The organism is Mesorhizobium sp. P170090 (assembly GCF_057786115.1).
This window is the reverse complement of the sequence record NZ_JBYNWH010000001.1, coordinates 4034921-4047759: the sequence shown is the minus strand read 5'-3', so window position 1 is coordinate 4047759 and position 12839 is coordinate 4034921. Positions and strand designations below refer to the sequence as shown.

Genomic DNA, 12839 nt, shown 5'->3' with positions numbered 1-12839 from the left:
CGGTCTAGTGTCCCTCCACTTCAAAAGCCGATTGGGGGCACCGATGCAGTGGCTGGATAATGTGGCGGGTCCCGGATATGCCGCAGCGCTGCTGTGGACGTTTGCTGCCCTTGTCCTGCTGGTCATCGTGCTCATCATCATCAGGCTGATCCGCAACCTGACCTTCGGCACCTTCGTTGCCGGCGGCAGGAACCGCAAGACACGGCTGGCGGTCATGGACGCCACGGCAGTCGACAGCCACCGCCGGCTGGTGCTCATCCGTCGCGACGACATCGAACACCTGCTTTTGATCGGCGGCCCAACCGACGTTGTCGTCGAGCGCGATATCAGACTTGCAGCGCCACGCCGTCCGGCATTGACCGGCGATGGCGGTGTTGGCCAGCAGCAACAGGCGCCGCGGCCGCGCGCAGCACAACCCGCTCCCACCGCGCCCGCAAGGCAGGCGCCACCGCCGCAACCGGTAAGGGCTGCTCCAGCCGCCGTTCCGCCGCGCCAGGCCGCACCGGCGCCGAAACCGGCTCAAATCTACCAGGCGAGCAATGTGACACCGCTGCCGGCCTATGGCTCCGCCGCCAATACTGCCCGGCAGGCCCCGCCACCGAAGCATGAGTCCATCGACGATACCCTGATGCGGGAGCTCGAGGTCTCGCTCGACGATTCGCACCCCAAACCGGCAAGCAAGCCGGCTGCGAAGGCACCGCAGTCTCTCGACGACGAGATGACCAAGCTACTCGGCGAACTCGCCAGCCAGAAACGATAAAGCCCGGCGAACCGTCACATCTTGCCGCTTCCCGATCGGAACGGCGCTTAAAGCGCGTCGCACAAATCCGTTTCAGCGCAACGCGCTTTAACTTCGTGCGACTAAACCCTTCGGCCAAAAACACAAATGGCCGGGAAACCCGGCCATTTCTGATGAAACAGTCCTGCCTGACGGCAGCGGCTCAATCGTCGCGATAGACCTTCTCGCGGCGTTCGTGGCGCTCCTGCGCTTCGATCGACAAGGTCGCGATCGGACGCGCGTCGAGACGCTTCAGCGCGATCGGCTCGCCGGTTTCCTCGCAATAGCCGTAAGTGCCTTCATCGATGCGCTGCAGCGCCGAATCGATCTTTGAAATGAGCTTGCGCTGGCGGTCGCGGGCGCGAAGCTCGATGGCGCGGTCGGTTTCCGAGGAAGCGCGATCGGCGAGATCGGGGTGGTTGGCGTTTTCCTGCTGCAGGATTTCGAGTGTTTCGCGCGCTTCGCGCAGTATGTCGGTCTTCCAGGTGACGAGCTTCAGGCGAAAGTAGGATTTCTGCCGTTCGTTCATGAACGGCTCGTCTTCGGAGGGTACGTAATTGGCTGTAACGATATCGTTCATTCGACTCACCCAACAACCCCAAATTTGGCGCCTATATATTCGCGCAGAGAAGGCTGCACAAGCGTAATCCGCGCGCGTTTCACGCAATTGTTAATGCCGTGCGGGCGATCCGTAGCAAAGCCTTCCACAGCAAGGGCGCGGGCGAATTCGCACATGATTCGCTGCGCTTGGGCGTCGCCGCCCATTGTGCCTCAGGCCTTTCTCGTGGCTAATCCAGTTGTGTCATTGGTGGGCAGCACACCATTGGGGGTCCGGTGAGCAGACTGTATCTGTTGAGGCATGCGAAGGCTGGCTGGGCCCTGCCCGGCGTGCGCGACTTCGATCGCCCGCTCGACGCATCCGGCATTGCCGATGCCGAAATGATGGGGACGGCGATGCGTGCCCGCAACTACATCCCCGATATCACGCTCTGCTCCAACGCCAAGCGGGCGCGCCAGACGCTGGAAGGCATCGCCGGCCACACCGATACCGGCCGGGTGCTGTTCTTCGACACGCTCTACAGCGAGGATGCCGCCGGCTACCTCGCCATCATCCGCAGCAATGGCGGCCCCGGCTCGCTGCTGGTCATCGGCCACAATCCGATGACGGAAGACCTTGCCATGGCGGTCTCGGGCGACGGCGACGAGGCTGCTCGGGCCATCATGAACCATGGTTTCCCGACCTCCGGCCTTGCGGTCGTGCGCTTCGACGGCACCCTCACCGAGGCTGCGCAAGGCGCGGGCTACCTCGAAGCCTTCCTGACGCCCGTCGATCTCTGAGCCGAGCCGGCCGAGGCCGGGCGCCATTTCAAACTTGAACCGCAAAGCCTATATCGGCGCAAGAGAGCACGCCTGAGAGAACAGATTTTGGCATCATCGCTGACCACTTTCACCGACGAAGCGAGAATTGCCCTGGATACGCTGTCGGGGCGTGCGAGCGGGCTTTTTTCGCCGTCGCTTCGGCTGGGCGTTACCGGCCTGTCCCGGGCCGGTAAGACGGTGTTCATCTCGGCTCTCGTCCACAATCTCATCCATGGTGGGCGCCTGCCGCTGTTCGAGGCGCAGAAGTCGGGACGGATCGCTCGCGCCTTCCTCGAGGAACAGCCGGACGATGCCGTGCCGCGTTTTCAGTACGAGGACCATATCTCCGCCCTGGTCAACGACCGTGTCTGGCCGGACTCGACGCGCGCCATTTCGGAACTCAGGCTCACCATCGAATATGAGTCTGCCTCCGGTTGGAACCGGATGTTTTCCAGCGGCCGATTGTCGGTCGACATCGTCGACTACCCCGGCGAATGGCTGCTCGACCTGCCGCTGCTCGGCAAATCCTTCGCCGATTTTTCGCGCGATGCGTTCGAGATGGCGATGCTGCCGGTGCGGGCCGACCTGTCGCAGGACTGGCGGGCGCTGTCGGCGAGGATCGAACCCAATGCCGAAGCCGACGAGATGACGGCGCGGCGCCTCGCCGAGAGTTTTGCCGCCTACCTCAAGGCCTGCAAGCTCGACGAGCGGGCGCTTTCGACCTTGCCGCCCGGCCGTTTCCTGATGCCTGGCGACCTCGAGGGATCGCCGGCGCTGACCTTCGCGCCCTTGCTGCTCAAGGGTGAGAAACGGCCGCGCTCCGGCTCGCTGCAAGCGATGATGGAGCGCCGCTACGAGGCCTACAAGACGCATGTGGTGAAACCGTTCTTCCGCGAACACATCACCCGCCTCGACCGCCAGATCGTGGTGATCGACGCCATGCAGGCGTTGAACGCCGGCCCCGGCGCGATGGCCGACCTGGAACGCGCGGTGACCGAAATCCTCTCCTGTTTCCGTCCTGGCCGAGGCAATTTCCTCACCGACCTGTTTTCACGCCGCATCGACCGCATCCTGGTTGCCGCGACCAAGGCCGACCATTTGCATCACGAAAGCCATGACCGGCTGCAGGCAATCGTGCGGCGGCTTGCCGACCGCGCCGTGGCGCGGGCAAATTTCACCGGCGCCGATGTCGACGTGGTCGCCATGGCGGCGGTGCGCGCGACGCGCGAAGGCACGGTCAAGCAAGGCCGCGAAACCCTGCCGGTGATCATCGGCACGCCGCTGAAGGGCGAGAAGATCAACGGCGAAACCTTTGATGGTAAAGCCGAAACCGCCATATTTCCCGGGGACTTGCCGGAGAAAATTGACGCGGTTTTCGACGTTTCGGAAGCCGACCACCGGCAGAGCAGCGACGATCCGGCGATCCGTTTCGTGCGCTTTCGCCCGCCAAAGCTCGAACGCACCGCTGAAGGCGTCACGCTGTCGCTGCCGCATATCAGGCTAGACCGCGCCTTGCAGTTCCTGATCGGAGACCATCTGGCATGACCGCGCCCCGCAGACCGGCAGCTTTCCGCATCGAGCCGGAGGCCGAACCGAAGCAGGAAACGCGCCGCCCCCATGCCGAGCCGCCGCGCAAGCCGCGCACCGTCGTCGTGCCGGCCGAGATCGATGTCTTCGATGAGCCGGACATTGTCGCCGCCGAACCGCCGCCGGCGACCGCGCCGCGCAGGCGCTCGCTGTTTGCCAGCCTGTTTTTCGGCGCGGTCGGCGTGCTGGTTTCGCTCGCCGTCGGCCTGTGGACCGACCAGCTCATCCGCGACCTGTTCGAGCGCGCAGAGTGGTTGGGGTGGCTGGCAGCGGGAATGGCCGCAATTGCCGTGTTGGCCCTCGCAGTCGTGCTGGTGCGCGAATTCCTGGCTATCGCCCGGCTGGCCCAGGTCGAAAAACTGCAAAAGCGGGCGCTCGATGCCGTGGCGCGCGACGATCCGAAGGCTGCAAGGGCCGTCGTCGAAGAGCTTTCGGCCTTTGTCGCTGCGAAACCCGAAACCGCGGCCGGCAGGCGCTCCCTGGCCGAATTGCGCGGCGAGATCATTGATGGCGGCAATCTGGTGCGACTGGCCGAAGCCGAGATTCTCGGGCCGCTCGATGCGAGAGCCAAGGTGATGATCCTCGAAGCAGCCAAACGCGTGTCGCTAGTCACCGCCGTCAGCCCCCGCGCACTCGTAGACGTTGCCTATGTCGTGTTCGAGGCCGGGCGCCTGATCCGCCGCTTGTCCGAACTCTACGGCGGCAGGCCGGGCACGCTGGGCTTTTTCCGGCTGGCGCGCAGCGTTCTTGCCCATCTGGCGGTGACCGGCTCGATCGCCGTCGGCGACAGCTTCGTCCAGCAGATCGTCGGCCATGGCCTTGCCGCACGGCTTTCGGCGAAACTCGGCGAAGGCGTGGTCAACGGCATGATGACGGCGCGTATCGGCATTGCTGCCATGGAGACGGCGCGGCCCCTGCCCTTCATTGCCGGCAGGCGGCCGGGTATGGGCGATTTCCTGTCGGCGCTGACCTCGTTTGCGGCCAGAAAAGAGAATGAAGCACCCGCCTCGACCAAGTGAACGCCCTCTCGCGGTCACCAAGCATTAACCAATCTTGTTCATGGTCGTCCGACAACAGCCTCCTTGTTGCCGGGTGTCGTCTATGAAAAGCGTAATCTTGTCCTGCGTCCTGCCCCTGGTCGCGCTTGCAGCACCTCTGGGCCCGACCGGGAAAGCCTTTGCAGCCGAGCCCGACAAACAGTTCTTCCGCACCGTCGAAGGCAAATGGGTCGGCCCGGGCGAAATCATCGCCGGCAAATACAAGGGCACGAAGTTCACCTGCAGCTTCGACGGCTCGACGCCGGACAACAAGACCGGCATGACGCTCGATGGCGACTGCCGCGTCGGTGTCTTCACCCAGAAAATGTCGGCGACCGTCGAGCGCAAGGGCCGCGACTACAAGGGAAATTTCATGGGCGGCGCCGCGGGGTCGGGCCTGGACATCATCGGCGGCAACGTGGTCGATGCCCGCAAAGTCGTCTTCACCATCAACCGCAACCAGCTGCGCGGCGTCATGCAGGCCCGCATTCCCGACGACAATTCGATGACGGTGACCATCGCCGTGCGCGTCGACCAGCAGCTGGTGCCGGTCATCGGCATGAGCCTCAAGCGCGTCGATGCCGTCGAAGTTGGCTCCATCGCCAAAAACTGACTCTCAAGCGGTTCCCCCAAAAAGCGCGGAACGGGGTTGCACTGCGCGATAGCTGAGCGATTCCGCTCAGCTCGATGTCGGGAAATGACAGGCCACCTTGCGGCCGGCTCGGCGCTCCTCAAGCACGGGCCGCTCGGTGCGGCACCTTTCTGCCGCGATCGGACATGTGGCGCGCAACCGACGATGTCAGCGTCTCCGACGGCCCAAGCCACAGCAAGGCCAACGTGTCAGGGTCCTGTGCGTGCCGGCCGTCCTTCGTGTCAGCGCGATGCGCTTTAAGAACACCAGCAAAAAAGGCGGCGGCTACTCGAGCCACCGCCTTTCTCAATTTCCGAACGAAGAATCAGCCCTTGATGGCGGCCGTCAGCTCGTCATAGGCCTTGCAGGCGTCGGCCGGCGTGGTGGCGCCCTGATATTTGGTCGTCACAGCCTGCACCTTGGCGGTCAGGTCGGCGGCCTTGGACGGATCCTTCGTGATCGCTTGCTGCAGCGCGGCGGTCATTTCCTGCGCCTTCTTGGCCGCGATTTCCTGCGTGCATTCAGGCGCCTTCGAACAGGCCGATGCGGCGAGCATGGCGACACCCACGCCGACGAGCAAAAACTTCTTCATGTCAGTCATTCTCCTCACGAAGGCAGAACTTGATCGTCGCTGCCTTCCAACGGCCGAAGCCTGGCGTCCCATAGCCGCCGATTGCGGCAAAACGCAACGTGTGCGGCGCATAAACTTGTGCAGCGCTGCTGCAACGGCGCGGACGGCCTGATTGAGGCCGCCCGTGTCAGACGAAGCAAGGTTTCAGCCACGAGGCTGCAGCAGCGCCAGTGCGGCCGTCGCCGCGGCAAGGACGGCGGTTAGGGTCAAAGGTCCCGTAGCGCCATAGGTGTCCACGACATAGCCGCCGACAACCGCACCGACGGTGATGGCAACCTGGAAGGAAGTGACCATCAGGCTGCCTGCTGCTTCCAGCGCATCAGGTGCCGCGCGAGACATATTGGTCGGCAGCACCACCGGCGCCATGCCGAAGGCGAAGCCCCACAGCGTAACAAAGCCGAAGGCAACGCCGGTTTGCGCGCCCCAAAGCACCAAAGCGAGTGCCGCAAACGCCATCAACGCGGCGGTTACTGCGAGGGCCATGTGGATGTTGGTGTCGGCCAGGCGGCCACCGGCAATATTGCCGATCACAGCGGCGATGCCGAACCCGAGCAGCGCCAGGGCAATCGGCCCGGTTGTGAGGAGCGTCACCTGTTCGAGGAACGGGCGCACATAGACCGAGCCGGCAAAATGCCCGGTCATCAGCAGAACAATGGCAAGCATACCGAGTTGGATGCCACGCCGCCGTGTCAGCCGAAAGACGTCTGCAAGGCTGTTGCTTGCCGCCGCAGGCAAGGTCGGCAGGCTGAGAAGCTGCAGCAGCATGGCAAGCGCGGCCAGCCCCGCCGTCATGGCCATGGCGCTGCGCCATCCCAGCCAGTCACTGATCAACGCACCCATCGACGGCGCGGCAATGGTGGCGAGCGAGACGCCGAGGGTCACGATCGCCATGCCGCGACCTGTCGCATTGGCGCCAACCAGCCGCGCCACGACGGCAACGGAAAGTGCCCAGAAAGCGCTAAGAGCGATCCCCAACCCGGCCCGGCCCAGCAACAGCAGCCAGAAATTGGGCGCCAGCGCCGCAAGAATATTGGAACCGACCGCCAGGGCCATGAGGCCAACCAGCACCGCCTTGCGGTTCAATCGGCCGATGAGAACATTGCTCAACATGGCCGTCACGGCGCCAACGGAAGCGGTGGCGGTGACGACCTGTCCGGCCGTTCCCTCGCTGATGCCGAGATCGCGCGCCATCGGCGTCAACAGACCTGCCGGCAAGAACTCGGCTGACACCAGGGCAAAGCTGGTTGCCGCCAATGATAGGACCGCGAACCAGGTGGCCGCGCTCCACGCGGCTGGTGCATCGGCATCAAGGCCGATGGCGGCGTCTTCAAGCTGTAATGTTGTGTCAGTCACGGGAAGATCTCCAAAGTTTGGAGATCTTAGATAGGCGAGTCCGTCCGGATGTTATGTACCTTAAAATCCGAAATTCATATCCATTCGTCCGGGAATTGTGCGACGAACAACGCCTGGCGAGACATTGGTGATGCGCTTGAACGCGCGGGCGAAGGACGCCTCGGAATCATAGCCCAAACGGGTAGCGACTTCGGCAACAGACAAGCCGTTTTGGCCCAGCAATTCGCGGGCAAGCTGCATGCGCAGGCGGGCGAGATAATGTGCGGCACCCTCCCCCAATACCGCGCTGAAGCGCTCGGCGAAAATCGAACGCGATTGGCCTGCCACACCGGCGAGGCTTCCCAGCGTCCAGTTGTGGCCGGGGTCGCGGTGCATGGCCGCCAGAGCGCGCCCTATATGGGGGTCTCGGATGGCTGCGAGCCAACCGGTGGTCGAGGCGCCGTTGCAATTGACCCAGCACCGGATGAGCCTGGCTGTCAGCAAATCCGCCATACGCGACAGGATGGTGGCGCTGCCCATCTGCGGTTGCGCGGCCTCCACCGTCATGGCCGCCAGCAAAGGGCCGACCATCGGGTCATTGCCGGCTACGTCGCAACCCTTGATGAGAGGCGGCATCAACGTGATCAACGGATTGAGCGCACAGGAGCCGAGAGACATGGAGCCGCAGAAAAGGGTGCTTGTCGCGCCCGTTCCCTGCCGTATCACTTCGCAAACGTTGCCGCCCAACTTGATCACCTGGCAGCCCTCGAGCGAATCGCCCACCACGTCCGGCGCACTCGCCAGCCGATGGGCGATGCCTTGCGGCAGCAGCACCAGATCGCCATCGCGCAACTCCTGCCAGCCTTGCGCTTCGGTGTGAATCCAGCATGGACCCTGGCCGACAAAGTGAAAACGAAGCAGTTGTTGTTGCGGAAAGTCTATGCTCCATGGGTGCCGGAGTTCGCAGCGGCCATAGTTGACACCACTCAAGCGAAAGTCTTGCAGAACTTCGCTGAGCGCATCCATCGGGATATGTGGCAGCGGCGACGGCCGGGACGAATAATCAGGCATTTGTCAGATATAGATACCGGCCGTCCGACAGGCAAGCGCAGACTGTTGTTCCACCGGGGAATCGCTGCCGCGGCACCCTACCCATCCTGGCAGGCTTCCCGCCCTTGCCTCCCGCTCCCAGTGCATGCAAGGAGTGCTGTCGGACACAGGGACAAGAGGCATGGCAGCGGAAGCATCGGGCAGCGATCTCATTCAGGTGGTGGCGCTGCTTGCCGCAGGCGTCGTCGCCGTTCCGATCTTCAAACGCATGGGGCTGGGCTCGATCCTCGGCTATCTCGCCGCGGGCGTGGTCATCGGCCCGTTCGGTATTGGCATTTTTTCCGAATCGGAAGCCATCCTGCATGTCGCCGAACTCGGCGTGGTCATGTTCCTGTTCATCATCGGGCTGGAGATGCAGCCGTCGCGGCTATGGGGCCTGCGCCGCGAGATTTTCGGCCTCGGCGCGCTGCAGGTCGGCGTCTGCGCCTTGCTGCTCACCGGTGTTGGTCTCGCCGGCGGCTTTCCGATCGCGCAATCCTTCGTTGCCGGCGCCGGCTTTGTCCTGACCTCGACGGCGATCGTCATGCAGCTTCTGGAAGAGCGTGGCGAGATGGCCAGCCCCAAGGGCCAGCGCATCGTGTCCATCCTGCTGCTCGAGGATCTGGCAATCGTGCCGCTTCTGGCGCTGGTCGCCTTCCTGGCGCCGGGCGGCAGCGAGATGACCCTGCAGCAAAGGCTGACCGAAATCGGCATCGGTCTTGGCGCCATCGTCGGGCTGGTGGTGGCCGGCCGCTATCTGCTCAACCCGTTCTTCCGCATCCTGGCCGACGCCAAGGCGCGCGAGGTGATGACGGCGGCAGCACTTCTGGTCGTGCTGGGGTCGGCGCTGGTCATGCAGCTTTCCGGCCTGTCGATGGCGATGGGCGCGTTCCTGGCCGGCGTGCTGTTGTCGGAATCGACTTTCCGCCACCAGCTGGAGGCCGACGTCGAGCCATTCCGCGGCATCCTGCTTGGCCTGTTCTTCCTCGCCGTCGGCATGTCGCTCGACCTGCATGTGGTGGCCGACAACTGGCGGCTGATCGCCGTCTATGTCGTCGCCTACATGGCGATGAATGCGCTCGGCATCTACCTCGTCGCCCGCATGCTGAAGAGCGGTCATCGTGAAGCGCTGGAACGCGCCGTGATCATGGCGCAAGGCGGCGAATTCGCCTTCGTCCTCTATTCGGCCGCAGCGGCGGTTGGCATCATCGACAGCCGGGCCAACGCAACGCTGACCGCTATCATCATCATCTCCATGGTGCTGACGCCGCTGGCGATCATTGCGCTCAAATATGTGACGCCGCGCGACGAGCAGTCGCTTGAAGGCGTCGACATCGCCGACGGCCTTACCGGCAGTGTGCTGGTCATCGGCTTCGGCCGTTTCGGCCAGATCGCCAGCCAGCCGCTTTTGTTGCGCGGCATCGATGTGTCGATCATCGACAATGATGTCGAAATGATCCAGGCGGCCGCCGATTTCGGCTTCAAGGTCTATTATGGCGACGGCACGCGGCTCGACATTCTGCGCGCCGCAGGTGCAGGCCGCGCCCGCGCCGTGCTGATCTGCGTCGACAAGCCGGACGCCACGGTGCGCATGGCGGAACTGATCAAGGCGGAGTTCCCGTTGCTGACTGTCCTGGCGCGTGCCTTCGATCGCGGCACCGCCCTGTCGCTCATCCGCGCCGGGGTCGACTTCCAGCTGCGCGAGACCTTCGAATCGGCCCTCGTCTTCGGCGGTTCCGCGCTCGAGGTTTTGGGCGTCGAGCCGGAAGATGTCGCCGATGTCATCGAGGATGTGCGACGGCGCGACAATGCCCGACTGGAGACGCAGTTGGCCGAAGGCGTCCGCGCCGGGCAACGTTTCCTCAGGGGCAATACCGGCACGCCGATCCCGACGCCGCTGACGCAACCGCGCCGGCCCGGCCAGGCGCTGAACGAAGAGACGGCCGGCGTGCTGCACAAGCCCGAGCCCGCCGATCAGGGGGAAAGCTGATGGCCGCATTGGATGAGCGCGCGCTCGCCGTCACAAAATTCTGGCGCGAGGCCGGCGAAGACGCGTGGTTCGAGAAGAACGACGCCTTCGACGCGAATTTCCGCAGCAGGTTTCTCGACCTGCACTTTGCCGCCGCGCGGCGCGAGTGCGACGCATGGTCGGAGCATGCCGAGGGTTCGCTGGCGCTGATGATCCTGCTCGACCAGTTTCCACGCAACTGCTTTCGCGGCTCAGGCCATATGTACGCCACCGATCCGCTGGCAAGGCATTTTGCCGCCAAGGCAATCGCCGCCGGCCATGACCTTTCGCTGGAAGAAAACCTGCGCGTCTTCCTGTACCTGCCCTACGAACATTCGGAACTGCCCGCCGACCAGGACAGATCGGTCGAGCTCACCACCGCCAGGGCGCCGGAGTATGTGAAATACGCCATCGAGCACCGCGACATCATCCAGCGCTTCGGCCGCTTTCCGCACAGGAACAAGATGCTTGGCCGCGAGACGACGGCGGACGAACAGGCATTTCTCGATGGCGGCGGCTTCTCCGGTTAACCCAGCCACCAATCGCGGCCGGAAGCCAGCCGCTCTATGCCTGACGTATCGACGGCGCTGAGCCGCTCGGTCACGCTCCTGCCGCCCACCGCCAGATCCGGCGCGATCTCTGCCAAGGGCGCCAGCACGAAGGCGCGCTCCACCATTCGGGGATGCGGCACCTCCAGCCCGGTTTCGTGGATTGTGCGGTCGCCGAACACCAATATGTCGATGTCGATCAGGCGCGGACCCCAGCGCTCCTCGCGCACCCGCTTCAGCTTGCGCTCGGCCTCGAGGCAGAGGTCGAGCAGCGCCCTTGGCGCCAGCGAGGTCGAGATTTCGGCAGCGGCGTTGAGGAAATCCGGCTGGTCGAGCTTGCCCCAGGGCGGCGTGCGATAGAGCGAGGAGACGGCGATGACACGCGTGTTCTCGTCGGCGTCCAGCAGGCGCAGCGCCGTGGCCATCGAGGCCGAGGGATCGCCGAGATTGCCGCCAAGGCTGAGATAGACCGTGTTATTGTTACTCTGGCCAGACAACGGTCACCTCGACATAATCGAGCACGCCGGGCACCGGTGCGTTGGGCTTGCGCACGGTGATCTCGGCCTTCCTGATCTGCGGAAACCGTGAAGTCAGCGCCTTCGCCACTTCGAGCGCCAGCGCCTCGATCAGGAAACGGCGATGTCCAGTGACGATCTTTTCAATCACCGTGAAGGCGATGCCGTAATTGACGGTATCCTCGATGGAATCATCCTCCAGCGGGCGGCTGGGCTCGACCGTCAACTCGGCATCGACATAAAAACGCTGGCCAAGCGCCTCTTCCTCATCCAGCACGCCGTGCCGGGCAAAGAAGGCGCAGTTCTTCATGCGGATGACGTACATTTCTTAGTGTCCTGGGCTCAGCGTCCTGGCTTTTCGCGCGCCAGCATAGCATCGGCGACGGCCAGTGCGTCCATGTTGATTGCGACATCGTGAACGCGAAACAGATCGGCGCCCTTCAGCCTCAGGATGACACTGGTGGCTGCCGTCCCGGCGGCGCGCGCGCCGGCTTCGCGGCCGGTGACGGTGCCGATGAAGCGTTTTCTGGAGGTGCCGGCCATCAAGGGAAAACCGAGCTCCTTAAGCTCGGAAAACCGCGCCATCAGGTCGAGGTTTTCCTCAGCCGTCTCCTTGGCGAAGCCGAAGCCGGCATCGAGTACGATATGATCGTCCGCAACGCCGCTGCGCCTGGCGATTTCCAGCGAAGCCTTGAGGAACAAAAACTGGTCGGCGATGACGTCGGGCAGTTTTTGCCGCTCGCGCCCGGTATGCATGATGACCAGTCCGGCGCCGGTCTCGGCGGCGACGCGGGCGATGCCGGGTTCACGCTGCAAGCCCCAGACATCGTTGACGATATGCGCGCCGGCGGCGACGGCGAGGCGCGCGGTTTCCTCGCGATAGGTGTCGACCGAAATCAGGGCTTCGCCTGAACCGGCGAGTGCTGCGATCACCGGCAGGATGCGGGTCTGCTCTTCTTCAGGCGTCACGGGCGAGGCGCCGGGGCGCGTCGATTCCCCGCCGATATCGACGACGGCGGCGCCTTCTTCCACCATGCGGTGCGCCTGCGCCACCGCCTGGTCAGGCGTGATGAACAGTCCGCCATCCGAAAAACTGTCCGGCGTGACGTTGAGAATGCCGACCACAATGGCTTTCTCGCCAAGGTCGAGATGGCACTTATGCGCCAGTTGCCATCGCCTTGTCGTCATTGTCCTTCAACCATGTGTCTCATTGGCATGTGGCTCATTGGCATGTGGCTCATCGAGCGCTTGCAATCCATCAACGATGCGTGATCGGTGGAAGATCAATTCCGTTGCGCCGGCAACGGCCGTAAAGCAAGGTGAG

14 protein-coding genes are annotated in these 12839 nt (G+C 63.8%); 7 read left to right on the top strand and 7 right to left on the bottom strand.

All coding sequences use genetic code 11. The annotated features are described in order from the left end of the window. Nucleotides 1-43: 43 nt before the first annotated feature. Nucleotides 44-760, top strand: a complete 717-nt coding sequence (locus AC3EML_RS19560; RefSeq protein ID WP_023834140.1) for a flagellar biosynthetic protein FliO — start codon at nucleotides 44-46, stop codon at nucleotides 758-760. A gap of 181 nt (nucleotides 761-941) precedes the next feature. Here AC3EML_RS19560 and dksA read toward each other — a convergent pair whose 3' ends face one another. Beyond that, entirely contained in the window at nucleotides 942-1358 is a 417-nt protein-coding gene (gene dksA / locus AC3EML_RS19555) for an RNA polymerase-binding protein DksA (protein ID WP_023673491.1), read from the bottom strand. Between the two features lie 254 nt (nucleotides 1359-1612). Here dksA and AC3EML_RS19550 point away from each other — a divergent pair, with 254 nt between their 5' ends. The 4 genes from AC3EML_RS19550 (at nucleotide 1613) to AC3EML_RS19535 (ending at nucleotide 5374) form a co-directional block, all read left to right on the top strand. Continuing rightward, nucleotides 1613-2116: a SixA phosphatase family protein gene (locus tag AC3EML_RS19550; RefSeq protein ID WP_023693370.1), complete on the top strand. Its 504-nt coding sequence runs from the start codon at nucleotides 1613-1615 to the stop codon at nucleotides 2114-2116. Nucleotides 2117-2203: 87 nt separating this feature from the next. Continuing rightward, nucleotides 2204-3682 carry a YcjX family GTP-binding protein gene (locus AC3EML_RS19545; RefSeq protein ID WP_352520284.1) on the top strand — a complete coding sequence of 493 codons (1479 nt, stop codon included), beginning with the start codon at nucleotides 2204-2206 and terminating at the stop codon, nucleotides 3680-3682. After that, nucleotides 3679-4743 (top strand): YcjF family protein, encoded by a 1065-nt coding sequence (locus AC3EML_RS19540; protein WP_352520283.1) that lies wholly within the window; start codon nucleotides 3679-3681, stop codon nucleotides 4741-4743. Before AC3EML_RS19545 ends, AC3EML_RS19540 begins: the two co-directional genes overlap by 4 nt. A gap of 82 nt (nucleotides 4744-4825) precedes the next feature. Then, nucleotides 4826-5374, top strand: coding sequence for a hypothetical protein (locus tag AC3EML_RS19535; RefSeq protein ID WP_023673495.1), 549 nt, complete (start codon nucleotides 4826-4828; stop codon nucleotides 5372-5374). Nucleotides 5375-5717: 343 nt separating this feature from the next. Here the strand turns inward: AC3EML_RS19535 and AC3EML_RS19530 are convergent, their stop codons facing one another. From AC3EML_RS19530 to AC3EML_RS19520, 3 genes are all read right to left on the bottom strand, one after another. Then, on the bottom strand, nucleotides 5718-5984 hold the full coding sequence (locus tag AC3EML_RS19530) for a hypothetical protein (RefSeq protein ID WP_352498215.1): 267 nt from the start codon (nucleotides 5982-5984) through the stop codon (nucleotides 5718-5720). A 183-nt stretch (nucleotides 5985-6167) separates the two neighbouring features. Continuing rightward, a complete protein-coding gene (locus tag AC3EML_RS19525; RefSeq protein WP_023688655.1) occupies nucleotides 6168-7376 on the bottom strand; it encodes an MFS transporter in 1209 nt (402 codons plus the stop codon). A gap of 60 nt (nucleotides 7377-7436) precedes the next feature. Then, entirely contained in the window at nucleotides 7437-8426 is a 990-nt protein-coding gene (locus AC3EML_RS19520; protein WP_352498214.1) for an AraC family transcriptional regulator, read from the bottom strand. A gap of 160 nt (nucleotides 8427-8586) precedes the next feature. On the opposite strand from AC3EML_RS19520, the gene AC3EML_RS19515 reads away from it, so the two are divergent. Both AC3EML_RS19515 and AC3EML_RS19510 read left to right on the top strand, forming a co-directional pair. Beyond that, nucleotides 8587-10434, top strand: a complete 1848-nt coding sequence (locus AC3EML_RS19515; protein ID WP_352498213.1) for a monovalent cation:proton antiporter-2 (CPA2) family protein — start codon at nucleotides 8587-8589, stop codon at nucleotides 10432-10434. Beyond that, entirely contained in the window at nucleotides 10434-10982 is a 549-nt protein-coding gene (locus AC3EML_RS19510; protein ID WP_031201589.1) for a DUF924 family protein, read from the top strand. Before AC3EML_RS19515 ends, AC3EML_RS19510 begins: the two co-directional genes overlap by 1 nt. Here AC3EML_RS19510 and folK read toward each other — a convergent pair. From folK to folP, 3 genes are read right to left on the bottom strand one after another with little or no spacing between them, the layout of a single operon-like run. Next, the gene (folK, locus tag AC3EML_RS19505) at nucleotides 10979-11497 is read right to left on the bottom strand and encodes a 2-amino-4-hydroxy-6-hydroxymethyldihydropteridine diphosphokinase (RefSeq protein ID WP_023688659.1); all 519 of its coding nucleotides are present in this window, start codon (nucleotides 11495-11497) and stop codon (nucleotides 10979-10981) included. The two genes, AC3EML_RS19510 and folK, sit on opposite strands and share 4 nt — an antisense overlap. Continuing rightward, the gene (gene folB / locus AC3EML_RS19500; RefSeq protein WP_023673502.1) at nucleotides 11481-11840 is read right to left on the bottom strand and encodes a dihydroneopterin aldolase; all 360 of its coding nucleotides are present in this window, start codon (nucleotides 11838-11840) and stop codon (nucleotides 11481-11483) included. The genes folK and folB overlap by 17 nt, the downstream gene beginning before the upstream one ends. Nucleotides 11841-11857: 17 nt before the next feature. Further along, on the bottom strand, nucleotides 11858-12703 hold the full coding sequence (folP, locus tag AC3EML_RS19495; RefSeq protein ID WP_023728090.1) for a dihydropteroate synthase: 846 nt from the start codon (nucleotides 12701-12703) through the stop codon (nucleotides 11858-11860). Nucleotides 12704-12839: the final 136 nt, after the last annotated feature.

Bases quoted from the DNA above. Each gene is read 5' to 3' on its own strand.
- folB (WP_023673502.1), bottom strand. From the start codon at position 11,840: ATGTACGTCATCCGCATGAAGAACTGCGCCTTCTTTGCCCGGCACGGC.
- AC3EML_RS19520 (WP_352498214.1), bottom strand. From the start codon at position 8,426: ATGCCTGATTATTCGTCCCGGCCGTCGCCGCTGCCACATATCCCGATG.
- AC3EML_RS19510 (WP_031201589.1), top strand. From the start codon at position 10,434: ATGGCCGCATTGGATGAGCGCGCGCTCGCCGTCACAAAATTCTGGCGC.
- AC3EML_RS19540 (WP_352520283.1), top strand. From the start codon at position 3,679: ATGACCGCGCCCCGCAGACCGGCAGCTTTCCGCATCGAGCCGGAGGCC.
- folP (WP_023728090.1), bottom strand. From the start codon at position 12,703: ATGACGACAAGGCGATGGCAACTGGCGCATAAGTGCCATCTCGACCTT.
- AC3EML_RS19535 (WP_023673495.1), top strand. From the start codon at position 4,826: ATGAAAAGCGTAATCTTGTCCTGCGTCCTGCCCCTGGTCGCGCTTGCA.
- AC3EML_RS19530 (WP_352498215.1), bottom strand. From the start codon at position 5,984: ATGAAGAAGTTTTTGCTCGTCGGCGTGGGTGTCGCCATGCTCGCCGCA.
- AC3EML_RS19560 (WP_023834140.1), top strand. From the start codon at position 44: ATGCAGTGGCTGGATAATGTGGCGGGTCCCGGATATGCCGCAGCGCTG.
- dksA (WP_023673491.1), bottom strand. From the start codon at position 1,358: ATGAACGATATCGTTACAGCCAATTACGTACCCTCCGAAGACGAGCCG.
- AC3EML_RS19515 (WP_352498213.1), top strand. From the start codon at position 8,587: ATGGCAGCGGAAGCATCGGGCAGCGATCTCATTCAGGTGGTGGCGCTG.